Here is a 16,240-nt window from a genome sequence, read left to right as displayed (position 1 = left end):
GACAGATGGAATTTCGGCAGGCCCTGGATAAATGGCTGAACCAGACATGGGTGACCAACCTTGTCGTTGCGGTCATTTTGCTGAACGCCGTGGTGCTGGGCATGGAAACGTCGTCCGTGCTCATGGCCTCTGCCGGACCGCTCATTCTGTTGCTGGACAAGGCCTGTCTTGCATTTTTCATTGTCGAGATCGTGCTGAAACTGGTCGCGCGCGGGGGGCGGTTCTTTAAAAGCGGCTGGAATGTTTTTGACCTGATCATTGTCGGCGTGGCGCTGCTGCCGGCCTCGCAGGGTCTGTCGGTTCTGCGGGCACTGCGCATATTGCGGGTCCTGCGGGTGATTTCCGTGGCACCCAGTCTGCGCCGCGTGGTCGAGGGGTTCATTACCGCCCTGCCTGGCATGGGCAGCGTGTTTCTGCTGATGGCCATCATTTTCTATATAGGCGCCGTGATGGCGACCAAGCTTTTCGCCGGCAGTTTTCCGCAGTGGTTCGGGTCGCTGCCCCAGAGCGGGTATACTCTCTTTCAGATCATGACGCTGGAAAGCTGGTCGATGGGGATCGTGCGTCCGGTCATGGAGGTCTATCCCTATGCCTGGGCATTCTTTGTGCCCTTTATCATGGTGACAACCTTTGCCGTTGTGAACCTGCTGGTGGGTCTGATCGTGAACTCGATGCAGGATGCCCATCAGGAAGAGGCCGGGGCTGTGACCGATGCCTACCGCGATGAGGTTCTGCAGCGGCTTGCGGCGATCGAGGAAAAACTGGAGCGGAAACCGCCGTCCTGACGGTTTTGTTATATTGATTAACCAGTTTCTCATGGTACCTGTGGGAAAAGAGCAGGGCGTCGCAAAGACGCAGAGAAAACGGGACAGCAGGCAAATGCGCCGAAGAGAGTTATTGTTGGGCACCGCGACGGTTTTGTCGCTGGGGGCCTGCGCCACAGATCCGAAATTCAAACGCTATAACGGGCCCGAGGTCACATTTGTGGTCGTGAACAAAGGCGCGCGGCGGATGCATTTGTTGCACAATGACACGGTGTTGCGCAGCTATAACATACATCTGGGTTTTGCTCCCACCGGACACAAACAGTTCGAAGGTGACGGCAAAACGCCGGAAGGCACCTATCGCATCGACCGGCGCAATCCTAACAGCCAGTTCCACCTGTCGCTGGGTATTTCATATCCCAACGTCAATGATGTGGCCGCAGCCCGCGCGGCGGGGAAATCAGCCGGTGGCGATATCTTTATCCACGGGCAGAAGAACCCGTTCAGACGGGATGATCCCGACTGGACATGGGGGTGCATTGCGGTCACCAATGAAGAGATCGAAGAGATCTATGCCATGGTCGCCGATAATACGCTGGTGGTGCTGACGGCCTGAGCTTCAGAAGGCTGCAGGCTGTGGCGTCAGGGCCGTGCCATCGCGGCCCATGACCAGCGTCCACCAGATTTTGCCGTTGCTTTCCTGAAACCAGGCGAAACCCATGTCGGTGGCTTCGGGCGACAGCAATATGCGCTGGGTGTCCGGTTTCTCCATCCACGCCGCCAGGGTTTCCAGCTCTGATTCGTAGGTTTCGGAAATGGTCTCACCAACCAGAGTGCCCTGATAGCCGACACGCCGGATGCGGTCGATGGGAGAGGACCCGTCAGACCCGAAATGCCACGGGCGGTTCTGGATCGACATATCCCGCGAGTGTGTGGCCGCCGCTGCATTAAGCGCCGCGTCCATCTCAACAACGGGCTGGGCCGATGCGCCGCGCAGCGCGTTGACAGCATCCAGCATTCTGAACTGCAGTTTGGCGGTATCCCGCTCTTTGATTCTGTAGAGCGAGGGCAGCGGCTTGCCATCAGACCCAAGCGTCGGGGCCGTCTGCACGGGTGCACAGGCGGCTGCAACGAGAACAAGCGCAAAAAAAGCAGAAATCAGACGGATCATAATACACTCCAACGGCGTTAACCCCGCACATACCGCGCAATGCGTGGTAATTCAAACGCACATCCGCGCGAGACCGCGTGATGACATCTCTTTGATTTGCGGGTGCGGCTTCCACGCCATAAAGTGCCCGCGACTTATCGTTTTTTTTGTTCTGGAGGCATTTCATGTCCGACAATCGTTTTCTGCGTCCCGGCCGCCGCTCGTTTCTGGCTGGCTCGGCCGCAATGCTGGCAACGCCCGCAATTGCACAGGACCCATCGGCAGTGAACTCGGCGGCCACGACCGTGGGCGAACGGGACCTGACGGAATCCGTGCGGCGGAATATTTCCAGTTTCCGCAGACTCGACTGGCAGCCCTATTTCTCGAACCTGAAAAACGGCGCTGTTCTGGTGGATATTGACAGCCGCGCGCTGCATTTCTGGGGGGAAGAGGGAGATTTCTACAAACTTTACCCCTCGAGCGTTCCACTGACAGAAGATCTGACCCGCCGGGGCCGGACGAAAATTATCCGCAAAGTCGAAGGGCCGGACTGGCGCCCGACGCCGTCAATGCTCGAGCGGAACCCGGAATGGCCGGAATACATCGGCCCCGGACCGGATAACCCTATGGGAACACACGCTCTTTATCTGACGTGGACCTATTACCGTATTCACGGCACCCATGATACGCGCAAAATCGGGCGGCAATCGTCCAACGGCTGCATCGGGCTTTACAACGAGCATATTGCCGAACTGTTCAGCCTGACAAAAGTCGGTACGCAGGTGTTGCTTATTTGACGACATTATGCCGATTTTGGCTGGTTCGTTCCTAAACCGGTTTGCAAACAGCGCTCTATGCTGTTTAGACATAATCACGAGGTAAGTCTTGGGCGCGTGCTCTCAATAATTGGAGCACGCCTTAATGGAGGTTATTGATATGAAAAAACTCGTTCTCGCAGCTGCACTGACAGCCGCCGCGTCGACAGCATACGCAGGTTCGCTTGCAGAGCCCGTCGTTGAAGCACCTGTCGTTGTAGAAGAAGCAGAAGGTTCGTCCTCGGGCGCACTGCTGCCGATCCTGCTCCTGGTTATCGTTGCTGCTGCTCTCGCCTGAGCCAGTTACGTTCCAAACAAAAAGGCGGCACGTCAGTGCCGCCTTTTTTTGTGCCCGATCGTCAGGGGGAGGATCAGTCGATCCAGCCCCTGAGATTGTCGGCAATCACATTCCCCAGTGCGTCAATATGCGCGTCATCGTCGTTGAGGCAGGGAATGTAGGTAAAAGTCTCACCGCCTGCTTCCTCAAAGCTTTCTTTGATCTCTTCGTTGATCTCTTCAAGCGTCTCGATGCAGTCCGCTGAGAAGGCCGGCGCGCAGACAGCGATGTTCTTTTTGCCGCTTTCCGCCAGGCGCGCGACTTCTTCGACCGTATAGGGTTGCAGCCATTCCTCGGGTCCGAATTTCGATTGGAATGTCGTGGTGATTTCTGTGTCCTGCCAGCCCAGACGCTCTTTGAGCAGACGCGTGGTTTTCTGGCACTGGCAGTGGTACGGGTCGCCCTCCATCAGATAGCGGATGGGCACACCGTGATAGGAACAGACCAGGATATCGGGCTTCTTCTCCATCCCGGCGTAGGCCCGTTCGATGGATTGCGCCAGCGCGTCAATATAGTCAGAGCGGTCATAGTATGGCTCGACCGTACGCGTCACGGGCTGCCATTTTTCATAGGTCAGCGCGCGAAAGAATTCGTCGTTTGCAGTGGCCGAAGTGGCACCTGCATAGTGTGGATAAAGCGGGAAAAACAGTATCTTACGGCATCCTGCCGCCGTCATTTCCGCAACCTTTGAGCGGGTCGACGGATTGCCATAGCGCATGCAGAAATCGACCATCACCTCGTCGCCATAGCGGGCATGCATCGCCGCTTTGACCTTGGCTGTCTGTGCTTTGGTGATCGTCATCAGAGGGCTTTCGCCTTCTTCCTCGTTCCAGATCGATTTGTACGCCGCGCCGCTGGAAAACGGGCGTTTGCTGAGGATGATCAGCTGCAGCAGCGGTTGCCAGATCCAGGGGCTGTAATCGATGACCCGGCGGTCGGACAGAAATTCGTTCAGATACCGGCGCATGGACCAGTAATCGTAGTTGTCCGGTGTGCCAAGATTTGCCAGCAGGATGCCGATCCGCGGGCGCGCAACTTCCGGATGGTCGGGCTCTGCGTGGGCCGGGCGCGCCATCGGTGGTTTGGCGGAACTGCTGTCCAGCATGTGATCTTCCTTGCTCATCGGGTACTGCCGCTCAGATAGAGGCTTTTCAGGCAGCGTCAATCGGGCAGTTCCTGTTCGGGGACCTGAAGGGCATCCGCCAGCCGCTGTTTTGCTGATCCGGGTCTTAAGGGTTTTTGCTGGCTGTCATCGGGGGCCCAGCCGGTCAGAAAGACAATCTCAAAGGTTGCCCGGACACGGTCAGCCTCTGTCGGGAAGTTCGCCTGGTAAAGCTGCGCGGTCTGCCGGAAAAGAGCGCGGGGCGGGGTGTGGCGCAAGCGCTGACTGAGGGCGTTCGTTTCGCCCATGGCACGCAGATCATGCATCAGATGCCAGGCGTCGCGGTACTCTGCATTCAAGGTGACACTGTCTGCCACAGGCAGCGCCAGGCCCGCGCGTTGCAGCAAAGCGCCAAGATCGCGGATTTCGCCCATCGGCGCGACGCGTGGCGACAACCCGCCCGACACGGCAATTTCCGCCTCTCCCAGACAGGCGCGCAGTTCTTCCAGTGTGCGTCCGCCCAGCGAAGCAGCTATCAGCAGACCGTCTGACATCAGGGCGCGGCGGCACTGGATCAGCTGACCCACCGGATCATTTGCCCAGTGCAGCGACAGGGCGTGTATCACCAGATCGTACTGACCCGGCTCCAGATCCAGGGTGTCGTCATCCGGCACAATGCGGGCACCGGGCAGCCTGTCAGCCCAGACCTCTGCAAAAGGCGTGACAACCGCAATCCTGGTAAACGTCCTGTTAACCAGACTCAGTCGATCCTGCACTTCGTCCGCTGCCTGGTCCTGCAAAAACAGATCGGCCCGCGCCGCCCGTGCGCGGTGCAGAGCCAGCGCTCTGGTACTGGTCAGTTCGTTCGCTGTCGTCATGAAAAGGAGTAATAGGGTGGCCCAGTCTGGTTTACAAACAGCAGTTTCGCTGGTTTATCCGCCGCGCTGCCTGGCCTGTGGTGGCACGGTGGACGATGATTTTGGCCTGTGCGGGTCCTGCTGGCGCGACACGGCATTTATCGGCGGGTCCATCTGTGACACCTGCGGCACCCCGCTGCCGGGCGAGGAAACAGAAGACACACTGAAATGTGATGACTGTATGCGCACCCCGCGTCCCTGGGCACAGGGGCGTGCTGCGCTGATCTACCGCGATGGTGGCAAGCGTCTGGTTCTGGCGCTGAAACACGGTGACCGGCAGGAGATTGCAAAACCGGCTGCGCGCTGGATGGCCCGCGTGATCGAGGACCTGCCGCAGCAGAACATGATCATCGCGCCGATACCGCTGCACTGGACCCGCCTGCTCAAGCGGCGTTACAACCAGTCTGCCCTTTTGGCACAGGCGCTTGCGCGTCATACAGGCCTGCCGGTTTGCCAGGATCTGCTGGTCCGGCAAAAGCGCACCCAGCCGATGGAAGGCATGACGCGGGAAGTCCGCTTTACCTCTGTCAAAGGGGTCATCAGTGCCCATGCTAAACGGCGGCACCGTCTGATCGGGCGCCCGGTTCTGCTGGTTGATGATGTGATGACTTCAGGCGCAACTTTGTCCGCTGCAACAGACGCCTGTATTGCAGCAGGATCAGGGCCGGTATACGTGGTGGCACTGGCACGGGTGGCGCGGGATACCTAGATACCTGTCCGAGACCTGTCACGGAAGGGACCGGAAATGAAAAATGTAGAGATTTATACGTCACCGCTCTGCGGTTTTTGCCATGCGGCCAAGCGTCTGCTCAGCCAGAAAGGCGTCGCGTTTGCCGAAGTCGACGTGCTGGCAAACCCGGATCGCAAACCGGAGATGATCCAGCGCGCCAACGGTGGTCGCACAGTGCCCCAGATTTTTGTCGGCGATACGCATGTTGGCGGGTGCGACGAACTCTATGCACTGGAGCGTGCGGGCAAGCTTGACGGTCTGCTGGCCGCCTGATGAAAACCGCTCTGCTGCAGCTGAACGTGTCGGATCAGCCGGCGGAGAACCTTGTGGTGACCCGCCGGTATCTGGCCGAAGCTGCGGCAGAGGACGCAGCGTTTGTCCTGACGCCCGAGGTCACCAACTGCGTTTCAAACAGCCGCAGGCACCAGCAATCGGTTCTGCAGCATCAGGACGCGGATTTCACGCTGGCTGCTTTGCGCGAAGATGCAGCGAAATATGGCATCTGGCTGCTCATCGGCTCGCTGGCTTTGAAAACGAATGATACCGACGGACGTTTTGCCAACCGGTCTTTTCTGATCAGTCCCGCTGGTGAAATTGTCGCCTGGTACGACAAAATACATATGTTCGACGTGCAGGTCACGCCCGAGGAGACATACCGCGAATCGGAAGGGTACCGGCCGGGCGCACGGGCCGTGACGGCCAGAACCGCCTTTGGCACCGTTGGCATGACGGTTTGCTATGACGTGCGTTTTCCCGCGTTGCACCGGGTACTCGCAGGCGCCGGTGCTGATATCCTGACGGTGCCTGCTGCCTTTTCGCCGGTGACCGGGGCGGCGCACTGGCATACGCTGCTGCGGGCGCGTGCAATCGAGACCGGGTGTTATGTTCTGGCTCCTGCGCAAACGGGCGAACATGCCAGTGCGGCACATAAAACGCGGCGCACCTATGGCCATTCGCTGGTCGTCACCCCCTGGGGAGAGGTCCAAATGGACGCAGGTGATGCCCCGGGCGTTTACATGACAGACCTCGATATGGGACTAGTGTCAGAGGCACGGGGAAAAGTCCCCAGCCTGACCAACGCAAGGCCATTTGACGGACCCTGATGAACGATGACCGGAACTCACTCGCGATTGCGCTGTTCAGCGAGGTGCTGACAGCCGACCAGATGGTGCGCGCGCGTCTGAGCAAGGTGTTGCCCAAGGGCATGGAGATTTCCCATTTTTCGGTGCTGAACCATCTTGCTGGTAACGTTGGCGAACGCACGCCCGCTCAGCTGGCCGAAACGTTCCATGTGACCCGGGGGGCCATGACGAACACGCTGTCGAAACTGGAATGGGCGGGATACATCCACATCCGGCCCGACTGGGACGATGCGCGCCGCAAGATGGTCGCGATCAGCCCGGCAGGCCGTCAGGCGCGGGATCAGGCCGTGGGATCGATCACGCCGCTGATCAACCAGGTTGTCGAAAAACTGGGTGACGAACGGGTCCGCGAAGCACTGCCTATCCTGCGGGAACTGCGGCGTCAGCTGGGATCCTGAGCCGGTTTCAGACTGGCCGTCACGTAGTTCACGCTCAGGTCTCTGTCTGACAGCCGCCACGTCCAGGCCACCGGGTTGAACACAAACCCCTTGCGGTCCACCGGGTCCAGACCGGCCTGGGTCATCAGATCAAACAGCTCGTCAGGCGTGATGAATTTCGACCACTCATGGGTGCCTTTCGGCAGCCAGCGCATGACGTGTTCGGCCCCGATGATTGCCATCAGATAAGACTTCGGATTTCGGTTCAGGGTCGAACAGATATGCAGCCCGCCGGGTTTCAGCAGACGCTGGCACGCCGTCAGATAATCGATGGGCGAGGCAACATGCTCGACCACTTCCATGTTCAGCACGACGTCAAACTGCTCTCCGTCTTCTGCAAGCGCCTCTGCGGTGGTGTGGCGGTAATCAATGTCCAGACCTGACTGTTCGGCATGAATCTGCGCCACCGGAATGTTACGTTCGGCGGCATCGGCACCCACCACATCGGCGCCCAGACGGGCCATGGGTTCAGACAGCAACCCACCGCCGCAGCCGATGTCCAGAATGCGCAGCCCGGTGAATGGTTTGTCTGCCTTGAGGTCACGGTCGAACTCACCCGCGATCTGTGTGGTGATATAGTCCAGGCGGCACGGGTTGAGCATGTGAAGCGGTTTGAATTTGCCGTTTGCATCCCACCACTCGGCGGCCATCGCCTCGAATTTTGCCACTTCGGCAGGATCTACAGTTGTCTGAAGCGCTTGCATTCCTGTCTCCATATGATCATTTGCGGTTTCGTATTATATAGGCCTGATATGGACAAGTTCCCGGATCAAAAGCGCGCAGTTCAGTATCTGTACCCGCCGATCGACCCTTTCGATCAGCGGATGATGGACGTAGGCCAGGGCCACCGGATCTATGTCGAGCAGTGCGGCAACCCAAACGGCATACCTGTTGTGGTGCTGCACGGCGGTCCTGGTGGCGGATGCAGCCCCGCGATGCGCCGTTATTTTGACCCCGAGATTTACCGCGTCGTTCTGTTTGACCAGCGGGGATGCGGACGCTCACGCCCCCATGCCAGTGTCACAAACAACACCACTTGGCACCTGGTGGATGATATCGAATTCATTCGCCGGGAACTGGAAATTGATCAGTGGATCGTTTTTGGCGGCAGCTGGGGCGCGACCCTGGCGCTGATCTATGCGGAAACACATCCGGACCGGGTGCAGAATCTGGTGCTCAGGGGTGTATTCCTGATGACGCAGCGCGAGCTCGACTGGTTTTATGGCGGCGGTGCCGGGCGTTTCTGGCCCGAGGTCTGGGAACGGTTCACGCGCCTTATTCCCAGAGACGAGCATGGTGATTTCATCGAAGCCTACCGCCGTCGTCTGTTTTCCGGTGATCTGACAATAGAGACACGCTATGCCCGCGCATGGTCTGCCTGGGAAAATGCGCTCGCGTCTATCTATTCATCCGGTTCGACCGGAGAAAGCCCCGGAGAATACGCCCGGGCCTTTGCGCGGCTCGAGAATCACTACTTTTCAAATGCCGGGTTTCTTGAATTTGATGGTCAGATTCTGGCCCAGGTGGGCCGTATCTCGCATATTCCGGGCGTGATCGTGCAGGGACGGTATGACATGATCTGCCCGCCGGACAGCGCATGGGCGCTGTCTGAAGCCTGGGACAACTGCGAGCTGAAACTGGTGCGCAATGCAGGTCATGCTTTGTCTGAACCGGGAATCAGTGCAGAACTGGTCCGCACGATGGACAGGATAGCCGGACGATGACCCACAAAGGCCATATCGACCGACGGGCGCTTTTTGCGTCCGGTGCCGCGGCTGCTTTGCTGGCCGCGACCGGTGTCAGTGCCGCCTCGCTCCCGGAACGGCGGGGTCGGTTCCGCGTGGCTCTGTCCGGGGGGCGGCGGGATGATTCTTTTGACCCGCGCCTGCTGGGCGGACACCGCCAGCCGGATCCTTCGGGTCTGTTTTTGCAGGTCGCGATGGTCGGAACGCTGTTTGAGACACTGACCGAAGTTGCAGCGGATGGCACATTGCGCGGAGAGCTCGCGACAGCCTGGCGCAGCAACCCGGATTTCACGGCCTGGGAATTTGATCTGCGCACGGATGTGGCATTTCACAATGGCGCCGCGTTTTCTGCGAACGACGTTATGCCGTTCAGCGCATATGCAACGCCCGCCGGTGTGCTGGAAACGGTTGCGCGCGTCGTACCTGTCGATCAGCACCTGGTCCGGTTCGAGCTGAACAGTCCGGACCCTGATCTGCCATTCCGGCTGGCTGATCCGGGGCTGTGCGTGCTGCCTGCGGGGCATATGGCCGAAGCAATGGAACAGGGCATCGGCACCGGCCCTTATAAACTGCGAAAATTTGATCCCGGCAGGCACCTGATCGCGGATCGTCTGGACAGGCATCATAAAGACGGTCGCGCGGCCTGGTTTGATACGGTCGAACTGGTCGGTATCGATTCTGACGGAGTTCGTGCAGAGGCCCTGTTTACGCATATGGTTGATGCAGCAGACCTGACCCACGCGGCGGATCTGGCGGATACCGGTGATCTGACGCTGCTGCCGCGCGAGGGGTTTATGTCCTGTGCCGTGGACCGTTGCATTGGCCTGCCTGCACAGATCGGTGCGCAGGGTCCGCTGGACAATCTGCGCGCACCACAGCGCTGGTGGATGGCCTGACGCGATCAGGGGTTGCAGAAGCCGGGGCTGGGGCGTATATCGTCTGCAACAGCGGCGCTTCCGGGTCCAAACCGAAAGCCCACCGAATTTCAAAACGGGCCGCGCGCCCGTTTTTTTGTGCCTGAAAGACTGATGACAAACGATCTGATCGCAAAAGCAGCTATTGACCGCCGCATGGCCGAGATCATCACACCGGTGATTGAGGATATGGGGTTTGAGCTGGTGCGTGTGCGTCTGATGTCGGGCAAAAGCACGACCCTGCAGATCATGGCCGACAAGCCGGATGGCGGTATCGAAGTGGATGACTGTGCCGAGATCAGCCAGGCGATTGGCGCGGTGCTGGATGTCGAAGACCCGATCCTCGACGAATATACGCTTGAAGTCTCCAGCCCCGGTATTGACCGCCCGCTGACCCGTCTCAAAGACTTTGAGATGTTCGAGGGCTACGAGGCCAAGATCGAGACCGGCGAGATGATCGACGGCCGCCGCCGCTTCAAGGGCGAGCTTGCGGGCGTTGAGGAAGACGAGGTTCTGATCAATGTTGCCGAGGGCACAATCGGTCTGAAATTCGACTGGCTGACAGAAGCCAAACTGGTCCTGACCGATGACCTGATCAAAGAGATGCTGCGCCAGCGCAAAGCCGCGGGCGAGATAGACGAAACAAAGTTTGACGAGATTTCCGATGAGGTATCATCGGACGATTCCGCTTAAGGGAGACCTGAGACATGGCCATTACATCTGCCAACCAGCTTGAGCTGCTGCAAACCGCCGAGGCGGTGGCCCGCGAGAAAATGATTGACCCAGGACTGGTGGTCGAGGCGATGGAAGAATCACTCGCCCGTGCAGCCAAGTCCCGTTACGGCGCAGAAATGGACATCCGCGTGTCCATCGATCGCAAGACGGGCAAGGCGACGTTCACCCGCGTGCGCACCGTGGTCGAGGACGAAGAGCTGGAGAACTACCAGGCGGAGTTCACTGTCGAGCAGGCTAAGCAGTACATGGAAAACCCCGAGGTCGGCCAGCAGCTGATCGAAGAGGTCCCTCCGGTCGAGATGGGCCGGATTGCTGCACAATCCGCCAAGCAGGTCATTCTGCAAAAGGTGCGCGAAGCCGAGCGTGACCGCCAGTTCGAGGAATTCAAAGACCGCGCAGGGACGATCATCAACGGTCTGGTCAAGCGCGAGGAATACGGCAACGTTATTGTTGATGTCGGTGCCGGCGAGGCGATCCTGCGCCGCAACGAAAAGATCGGCCGCGAGAGCTATCGCCCGAATGACCGGATCCGCGTCTATATCAAGGATGTGCGCCGCGAACAGCGTGGCCCGCAGATTTTCCTGAGCCGCACGGCGCCGGAATTCATGGCGGAGCTGTTCAAAATGGAAGTGCCGGAGATTTACGACGGCATCATCGAGATCAAGGCCGTGGCCCGGGACCCGGGCAGCCGCGCCAAGATCGCTGTGATTTCATATGACAACTCGATTGACCCGGTGGGTGCCTGTGTTGGTATGCGCGGATCGCGCGTGCAGGCCGTTGTGAACGAACTGCAGGGCGAAAAGATCGACATCATCCCGTGGAACGAAGACCAGCCGACCTTCCTGGTGAACGCGCTGCAACCTGCCGAAGTGTCCAAGGTGGTTCTGGACGAGGAAGCCGGCAAGATCGAGGTCGTCGTCCCCGAAGAGCAGCTGAGCCTTGCGATTGGCCGCCGGGGTCAGAACGTGCGTCTGGCGTCGCAGCTGACGGGTCTCGACATTGACATCATGACCGAAGAGCAGGAAAGCGCGCGCCGTCAGGCCGAGTTCGAGCTGCGCACCAAACTGTTCGTCGACAACCTGGATCTCGACGAATTCTTTGCGCAACTGCTTGTTTCCGAAGGGTTCTCGAACCTGGAAGAAGTTGCATACGTCGAGCTGGACGAACTGCTGGTTATCGACGGTGTGGACGAAGACACCGCCAACGAACTGCAGGCGCGTGCCCGCGACGTCCTGGAAGCGCAGAACAAAGCAGCGCTTGAGAACGCCCGCAGCATGGGTGTCGAGGACAGCCTGGTTGAATTTGAGGGCCTGACACCCCAGATGATTGAAGCGCTGGCCAAGGACGACGTGAAAACGCTTGAAGACTTTGCAACCTGCGCTGACTGGGAACTGGCCGGCGGCTGGACAACGGTCGATGGCGAACGGGTCAAAGACGATGGCGTGCTGGAGCCCTTTGATGTGTCGCTTGAGGAAGCACAACAGCTGATCATGACCGCCCGTGTCCTGCTGGGATGGGTGGACCCTGCGGATCTCGAAGCCAACGCAGAAGAAGCTGACGCCGAAGAAGAAGCGGAGGGATCCGAGGTCTGATCTCAGGCCTCGGGGTCACCTGATGGGTCGCGGTGGCGCTCCAAAAGACCGGTCCGACGGTCCTGATCGCAAGTGCATTGCCACGGGTGAGGTGCAGCCAAAGCACGGGCTGATCCGGTTTGTGGTGGGCCCGGACAACCAGATCGTGCCGGATATCCTGGGCAAACTGCCCGGGCGCGGTATCTGGGTTGCAGCCGATCGTGATGCGCTTGAAACGGCGGCCAGAAAGCGGCTGTTTTCGCGCGGCGCAAAAGCACAGGTCACCGTGCCGGATACGCTGGTCCAGGAAGTTGAGCGGCAGCTGGCGCACCGCGTGGTGGAGCTTATTTCGCTTCAACGCAAAGCCGGTAAGGCCGTGGCCGGATATGAAAAGGTCAAAAGCTGGCTGCAGATGGAAGAGGCCGAGGTGCTGATCCAGGCCAGTGACGGATCGGGACGCGGAAAATCGAAACTGAGTACGCCTCATTTCGGGACGTACATCGGCTGGCTGACAGCTGACGAATTGGGTTTGGCATTCGGACGCCAAACTGTGATACATGGGGCGCTCGCCTCTGGTGGACTCACGCAACGTGTTGTAGAGGAAGCCCAGCGACTAAAAGGCGTGCGCAAAAACGAGGGTGGCAACGGCCGCCCGAAAGGATAGACGAGCTTCATGAGCGATACTGACGGCAAGAAAACATTGGGTCTGCGCGGCGGTGGCGCGCGTCCGGGCAACGTAAAGCAAAGCTTTAGCCACGGACGGACCAAGAACGTCGTGGTTGAGACCAAACGCAAACGCGTTGTGGTGCCCAAAGCGGGTGCCGCGAAAACAGGTGGCGGTGCAACTGCGGCACTGGGCGATCCGTCCAGGCGCCCTGCCGGCATCAGCGATGCGGAAATGGAACGCCGTCTGAAGGCGGTGCAGGCTGCCAAAGCGCGCGAGGTCGAAGAGGCCGCTGCACGCGAAGCAGAAGAAAAAGCACGCGCCGAAGACCGTGAACGCCGCCGGGCCGAGCAGGAAGCCCGCGAGCGCGAAGAGCGTGAACGCGAGGAGAACCTCAAGGCCAAGGCCGAAGAAGACAAGCGTCGTCAGGAAGAGGCCGAAGCCGCCGCGAAAGCAGCAGCCGCACCCGCGCCCGAACCGGTTGTGCAGCGCCCGACCAGCACCAAGGCGCCCGACCCGGCACCGCGCAAGCAGGAACGCGAGCGTGACAATAAACGCGGCAACAAAGGCGGGGACGACAACCGTCGCTCTGGCAAGCTGACCCTGAACCAGGCGCTTTCGGGCGGCGAGGGTGGTCGTCAGCGCTCGATGGCCGCGATGAAGCGCAAGCAGGAACGTGCACGGCAAAAAGCCATGGGCGGTCAGGTCGAGCGTGAAAAGGTTGTGCGTGATGTTCAGGTACCCGAGGCGATTGTCGTTTCCGAACTGGCAAACCGTATGTCCGAAAAAGTTGGTGCGGTCGTCAAAGCGCTGATGAACAACGGTATGATGGTTACGCAGAACCAGACCATCGACCAGGACACGGCGGAACTGATCGTCGAGGAATTCGGCCACAAGGTGGTGCGTGTTTCTGATTCGGATGTTGAGGACGTGATCAAGGAGATCGAGGACGACGACAAAGACCTCAGCGCCCGTCCTCCGGTCATCACGATCATGGGCCACGTGGACCATGGTAAGACCTCGCTTCTGGATGCGATCCGGAATGCCAAGGTTGTTGCGGGCGAAGCGGGCGGGATCACCCAGCACATCGGCGCTTATCAGGTGAAAACCGATGGTGGTCAGCTGCTGAGCTTCCTCGACACGCCGGGCCACGCTGCCTTTACCTCGATGCGGTCCCGCGGTGCGCAGGTGACGGATATCGTTGTTCTGGTGGTTGCCGCGGATGACGCGGTCATGCCGCAGACAATCGAGGCGATCAACCACGCCAAGGCGGCAGAAGTGCCGATGATTGTGGCGATCAACAAGATCGACCGTCCCGCTGCTGATCCGGACAAAGTACGTACCGATCTTCTGCAGCACGAGGTCATCGTTGAAAAGATGTCCGGTGACGTGCAGGACGTTGAGGTTTCGGCCATCACAGGCCAGGGCCTTGATGAGCTGCTCGAGGCGATTGCGCTGCAGGCAGAAATCCTGGAGCTGAAAGCCAATGCAAACCGGGCGGCTGTCGGTGCGGTGATCGAGGCGCAGCTTGACGTGGGTCGCGGACCTGTTGCGACGGTTCTTGTTCAGAACGGTACGCTGCGTCAGGGCGATATCTTTGTTGTGGGTGAGCAGTACGGTAAGGTCCGTGCGCTGATCAACGACAAGGGCGAACGCGTCAAGGAAGCCGGTCCATCGGTTCCTGTCGAGGTTCTGGGTCTGAATGGCACACCGGAAGCGGGTGATGTGCTGAATGTCACCGAGACTGAAGCCCAGGCGCGCGAGATTGCCGAATACCGTGAGCAGGCTGCAAAAGACAAACGCGCCGCTGCCGGTGCCGCAACGACGCTTGAGCAGCTGATGGCGAATGCCAAGGCCGACGAAAACGTGTCTGAGCTGCCGATCCTGGTGAAGGCCGACGTTCAGGGCTCTGCTGAAGCGATCGTTCAGGCGATGGAGAAGATCGGAAACGACGAGGTGCGCGTGCGCGTACTGCACTCCGGCGTCGGTGCGATCACCGAGACGGACGTAGGCCTGGCGGAAGCATCGAATGCGCCGATCATGGGTTTCAACGTCCGTGCCAATGCGTCTGCCCGGAACACGGCGAACCAGAAAAGCGTGGAGATCCGTTATTACTCGGTAATCTACGACCTGGTCGACGATGTGAAGGCGGCGGCTTCTGGTCTCCTGAGTGCTGAAATCCGCGAGAACTTCATCGGTTATGCGACAATCAAGGAAGTGTTCAAGGTCACAGGTGTTGGCAAAGTTGCCGGTTGTCTTGTAACCGAAGGTGTTGCCCGCCGTTCGGCAGGTGTGCGTCTGCTGCGTGACAACGTAGTGATCCACGAAGGTACGCTGAAAACACTGAAACGCTTCAAGGACGAAGTGGCGGAAGTTCAGTCAGGCCAGGAATGCGGTATGGCGTTCGAGAACTATGACGATATCCGCGCCGATGACGTGATCGAGATTTTCGAGCGCGAGGAAGTCACGCGTACGCTGACCTGATAGCAGCCGAAAATGTGGACAAAATAAAAGGGACGGTCAAAACCGTCCCTTTTTCTTTATTGCTGGTGCGCCTTAGTGCAGTTTGTCTGCGGCTCTCGCGACCGGAGTACCGGTATAGATCTCATCGTCCACTTTCACAGCGATGCGGCCATCAGGAAAATCCCTGACGTAAATGCCCTGTACCGATACTGCGCTCCCGATAGTGATGGTGCGAAGCATAATTTTTCTCCCCAGAAAAACTTCCCCTTAAGGTAGAGAAAATTTGTTAACAATCCATGAAGAATTTTAACCATGTTAAGAAAGTGATCGGGACCAGGTGGATTTCCGCCTATCAGAGCCAGTCGCGCAGGATGGGGATCAGTGGAATATCGGCTGCCGGCATAGGATATTGCCGCATTTCGTCAGGCCGTACCCATTTCAGGGTCTGATTTTCCCGGGACACCGGGATGCCTTCCCATTTGCGGCAGGCAAACAGCGGCATCAGCAGATGGAAGTCATCATAACTGTGACTGGCAAAAGTAAGCGGTGCGAGGCACGACGCCCATGTATTGATGCCCAGTTCCTCTTCCAATTCACGGATCAGCGCCGCCTCCGGCGTTTCGCCTTGCTCGACTTTGCCGCCCGGAAACTCCCAGAGACCAGCCATTGATTTCCCCTCGGGACGCTGCGCGATAAGGACCCTGCCTTCGGGATCAATCAGCGCCACGGCCGAAACCAGTACAACTTTCATCTT

At 59.0% G+C, this 16,240-nt stretch carries 20 protein-coding genes; 14 read left to right on the top strand and 6 right to left on the bottom strand.

Features of this window, described 5'->3' with window-relative positions; all coding sequences use genetic code 11:
• Positions 1-5: 5 nt before the first annotated feature.
• Both Q1A34_RS08390 and Q1A34_RS08385 read left to right on the top strand, forming a co-directional pair.
• Positions 6-785 carry an ion transporter gene (locus Q1A34_RS08390; RefSeq protein WP_300032979.1) on the top strand — a complete coding sequence of 260 codons (780 nt, stop codon included), beginning with the start codon at positions 6-8 and terminating at the stop codon, positions 783-785.
• Between the two features lie 94 nt (positions 786-879).
• On the top strand, positions 880-1,380 hold the full coding sequence (locus tag Q1A34_RS08385; protein WP_300032976.1) for a L,D-transpeptidase family protein: 501 nt from the start codon (positions 880-882) through the stop codon (positions 1,378-1,380).
• Between the two features lie 3 nt (positions 1,381-1,383).
• Here Q1A34_RS08385 and Q1A34_RS08380 read toward each other — a convergent pair whose 3' ends face one another.
• Entirely contained in the window at positions 1,384-1,935 is a 552-nt protein-coding gene (locus Q1A34_RS08380; protein ID WP_300032974.1) for a CAP domain-containing protein, read from the bottom strand.
• Positions 1,936-2,099: 164 nt separating this feature from the next.
• Between Q1A34_RS08380 and Q1A34_RS08375 the strand changes: the two genes are divergently transcribed.
• Both Q1A34_RS08375 and Q1A34_RS08370 read left to right on the top strand, forming a co-directional pair.
• A complete protein-coding gene (locus tag Q1A34_RS08375; RefSeq protein WP_300032971.1) occupies positions 2,100-2,711 on the top strand; it encodes a L,D-transpeptidase in 612 nt (203 codons plus the stop codon).
• A 139-nt stretch (positions 2,712-2,850) separates the two neighbouring features.
• Positions 2,851-3,027, top strand: a complete 177-nt coding sequence (locus tag Q1A34_RS08370) for a hypothetical protein (protein WP_300032969.1) — start codon at positions 2,851-2,853, stop codon at positions 3,025-3,027.
• A 73-nt stretch (positions 3,028-3,100) separates the two neighbouring features.
• Here Q1A34_RS08370 and hemH read toward each other — a convergent pair whose 3' ends face one another.
• The gene (gene hemH, locus Q1A34_RS08365; RefSeq protein WP_300034091.1) at positions 3,101-4,141 is read right to left on the bottom strand and encodes a ferrochelatase; all 1,041 of its coding nucleotides are present in this window, start codon (positions 4,139-4,141) and stop codon (positions 3,101-3,103) included.
• 86 nt (positions 4,142-4,227) lie between these two features.
• On the bottom strand, positions 4,228-5,046 hold the full coding sequence (locus Q1A34_RS08360) for a methyltransferase domain-containing protein (protein WP_300032967.1): 819 nt from the start codon (positions 5,044-5,046) through the stop codon (positions 4,228-4,230).
• Positions 5,047-5,062: 16 nt separating this feature from the next.
• Here Q1A34_RS08360 and Q1A34_RS08355 point away from each other — a divergent pair, with 16 nt between their 5' ends.
• From Q1A34_RS08355 to Q1A34_RS08340, 4 genes are read left to right on the top strand one after another with little or no spacing between them, the layout of a single operon-like run.
• Complete coding sequence (locus tag Q1A34_RS08355) at positions 5,063-5,794, top strand: ComF family protein (RefSeq protein WP_300032964.1); 732 nt, start codon at positions 5,063-5,065, stop codon at positions 5,792-5,794.
• Positions 5,795-5,830: 36 nt separating this feature from the next.
• Entirely contained in the window at positions 5,831-6,088 is a 258-nt protein-coding gene (gene grxC / locus Q1A34_RS08350; RefSeq protein WP_300032962.1) for a glutaredoxin 3, read from the top strand.
• Positions 6,088-6,918, top strand: coding sequence for a carbon-nitrogen hydrolase family protein (locus Q1A34_RS08345; RefSeq protein WP_300032959.1), 831 nt, complete (start codon positions 6,088-6,090; stop codon positions 6,916-6,918). The genes grxC and Q1A34_RS08345 overlap by 1 nt, the downstream gene beginning before the upstream one ends.
• The gene (locus Q1A34_RS08340; RefSeq protein ID WP_300032957.1) at positions 6,918-7,355 is read left to right on the top strand and encodes a MarR family winged helix-turn-helix transcriptional regulator; all 438 of its coding nucleotides are present in this window, start codon (positions 6,918-6,920) and stop codon (positions 7,353-7,355) included. The genes Q1A34_RS08345 and Q1A34_RS08340 overlap by 1 nt, the downstream gene beginning before the upstream one ends.
• Here the strand turns inward: Q1A34_RS08340 and ubiG are convergent.
• The gene (ubiG, locus tag Q1A34_RS08335) at positions 7,340-8,098 is read right to left on the bottom strand and encodes a bifunctional 2-polyprenyl-6-hydroxyphenol methylase/3-demethylubiquinol 3-O-methyltransferase UbiG (RefSeq protein ID WP_300032954.1); all 759 of its coding nucleotides are present in this window, start codon (positions 8,096-8,098) and stop codon (positions 7,340-7,342) included. The genes Q1A34_RS08340 and ubiG overlap by 16 nt on opposite strands.
• Before the next feature lie 48 nt (positions 8,099-8,146).
• On the opposite strand from ubiG, the gene pip reads away from it, so the two are divergent.
• The 6 genes from pip (at position 8,147) to infB (ending at position 15,507) form a co-directional block, all read left to right on the top strand.
• Positions 8,147-9,118: a prolyl aminopeptidase gene (gene pip / locus Q1A34_RS08330; RefSeq protein ID WP_300032951.1), complete on the top strand. Its 972-nt coding sequence runs from the start codon at positions 8,147-8,149 to the stop codon at positions 9,116-9,118.
• Positions 9,115-10,035 (top strand): ABC transporter substrate-binding protein, encoded by a 921-nt coding sequence (locus tag Q1A34_RS08325; RefSeq protein ID WP_300032948.1) that lies wholly within the window; start codon positions 9,115-9,117, stop codon positions 10,033-10,035. The genes pip and Q1A34_RS08325 overlap by 4 nt, the downstream gene beginning before the upstream one ends.
• 132 nt (positions 10,036-10,167) lie before the next feature.
• Positions 10,168-10,746, top strand: a complete 579-nt coding sequence (gene rimP / locus Q1A34_RS08320) for a ribosome maturation factor RimP (RefSeq protein WP_300032945.1) — start codon at positions 10,168-10,170, stop codon at positions 10,744-10,746.
• 14 nt (positions 10,747-10,760) lie between these two features.
• Positions 10,761-12,380 (top strand): transcription termination factor NusA, encoded by a 1,620-nt coding sequence (gene nusA / locus Q1A34_RS08315; RefSeq protein ID WP_300032943.1) that lies wholly within the window; start codon positions 10,761-10,763, stop codon positions 12,378-12,380.
• Positions 12,381-12,402: 22 nt separating this feature from the next.
• The gene (locus Q1A34_RS08310; protein ID WP_300032941.1) at positions 12,403-13,023 is read left to right on the top strand and encodes an RNA-binding protein; all 621 of its coding nucleotides are present in this window, start codon (positions 12,403-12,405) and stop codon (positions 13,021-13,023) included.
• Positions 13,024-13,032: 9 nt separating this feature from the next.
• Positions 13,033-15,507, top strand: a complete 2,475-nt coding sequence (gene infB, locus Q1A34_RS08305) for a translation initiation factor IF-2 (RefSeq protein ID WP_300032940.1) — start codon at positions 13,033-13,035, stop codon at positions 15,505-15,507.
• Between the two features lie 72 nt (positions 15,508-15,579).
• Here the strand turns inward: infB and Q1A34_RS08300 are convergent, their stop codons facing one another.
• Together Q1A34_RS08300 and Q1A34_RS08295 are read right to left on the bottom strand one after the other, a co-directional pair.
• Positions 15,580-15,726, bottom strand: coding sequence for a hypothetical protein (locus Q1A34_RS08300; RefSeq protein WP_300032937.1), 147 nt, complete (start codon positions 15,724-15,726; stop codon positions 15,580-15,582).
• A gap of 112 nt (positions 15,727-15,838) precedes the next feature.
• Positions 15,839-16,237 carry a (deoxy)nucleoside triphosphate pyrophosphohydrolase gene (locus tag Q1A34_RS08295; RefSeq protein ID WP_300032934.1) on the bottom strand — a complete coding sequence of 133 codons (399 nt, stop codon included), beginning with the start codon at positions 16,235-16,237 and terminating at the stop codon, positions 15,839-15,841.
• Positions 16,238-16,240 lie beyond the last annotated feature (3 nt).

It is taken from the genome of uncultured Roseobacter sp. (assembly GCF_947491795.1).
Classification (GTDB): domain Bacteria; phylum Pseudomonadota; class Alphaproteobacteria; order Rhodobacterales; family Rhodobacteraceae; genus Roseobacter.
Note: the sequence above shows the minus strand (reverse complement) of the source record. Positions and strands in the feature narration are given on the sequence as shown.

Bases quoted from the DNA above. Each gene is read 5' to 3' on its own strand.
- Q1A34_RS08390 (WP_300032979.1), top strand. From the start codon at position 6: ATGGAATTTCGGCAGGCCCTGGATAAATGGCTGAACCAGACATGGGTG.
- Q1A34_RS08385 (WP_300032976.1), top strand. From the start codon at position 880: ATGCGCCGAAGAGAGTTATTGTTGGGCACCGCGACGGTTTTGTCGCTG.
- Q1A34_RS08380 (WP_300032974.1), bottom strand. From the start codon at position 1,935: ATGATCCGTCTGATTTCTGCTTTTTTTGCGCTTGTTCTCGTTGCAGCC.
- Q1A34_RS08375 (WP_300032971.1), top strand. From the start codon at position 2,100: ATGTCCGACAATCGTTTTCTGCGTCCCGGCCGCCGCTCGTTTCTGGCT.
- Q1A34_RS08370 (WP_300032969.1), top strand. From the start codon at position 2,851: ATGAAAAAACTCGTTCTCGCAGCTGCACTGACAGCCGCCGCGTCGACA.
- hemH (WP_300034091.1), bottom strand. From the start codon at position 4,141: ATGGCGCGCCCGGCCCACGCAGAGCCCGACCATCCGGAAGTTGCGCGC.
- Q1A34_RS08360 (WP_300032967.1), bottom strand. From the start codon at position 5,046: ATGACGACAGCGAACGAACTGACCAGTACCAGAGCGCTGGCTCTGCAC.
- grxC (WP_300032962.1), top strand. From the start codon at position 5,831: ATGAAAAATGTAGAGATTTATACGTCACCGCTCTGCGGTTTTTGCCAT.
- Q1A34_RS08345 (WP_300032959.1), top strand. From the start codon at position 6,088: ATGAAAACCGCTCTGCTGCAGCTGAACGTGTCGGATCAGCCGGCGGAG.
- Q1A34_RS08340 (WP_300032957.1), top strand. From the start codon at position 6,918: ATGAACGATGACCGGAACTCACTCGCGATTGCGCTGTTCAGCGAGGTG.
- ubiG (WP_300032954.1), bottom strand. From the start codon at position 8,098: ATGCAAGCGCTTCAGACAACTGTAGATCCTGCCGAAGTGGCAAAATTC.
- pip (WP_300032951.1), top strand. From the start codon at position 8,147: ATGGACAAGTTCCCGGATCAAAAGCGCGCAGTTCAGTATCTGTACCCG.
- Q1A34_RS08325 (WP_300032948.1), top strand. From the start codon at position 9,115: ATGACCCACAAAGGCCATATCGACCGACGGGCGCTTTTTGCGTCCGGT.
- rimP (WP_300032945.1), top strand. From the start codon at position 10,168: ATGACAAACGATCTGATCGCAAAAGCAGCTATTGACCGCCGCATGGCC.
- nusA (WP_300032943.1), top strand. From the start codon at position 10,761: ATGGCCATTACATCTGCCAACCAGCTTGAGCTGCTGCAAACCGCCGAG.
- Q1A34_RS08310 (WP_300032941.1), top strand. From the start codon at position 12,403: ATGGGTCGCGGTGGCGCTCCAAAAGACCGGTCCGACGGTCCTGATCGC.
- infB (WP_300032940.1), top strand. From the start codon at position 13,033: ATGAGCGATACTGACGGCAAGAAAACATTGGGTCTGCGCGGCGGTGGC.
- Q1A34_RS08300 (WP_300032937.1), bottom strand. From the start codon at position 15,726: ATGCTTCGCACCATCACTATCGGGAGCGCAGTATCGGTACAGGGCATT.
- Q1A34_RS08295 (WP_300032934.1), bottom strand. From the start codon at position 16,237: ATGAAAGTTGTACTGGTTTCGGCCGTGGCGCTGATTGATCCCGAAGGC.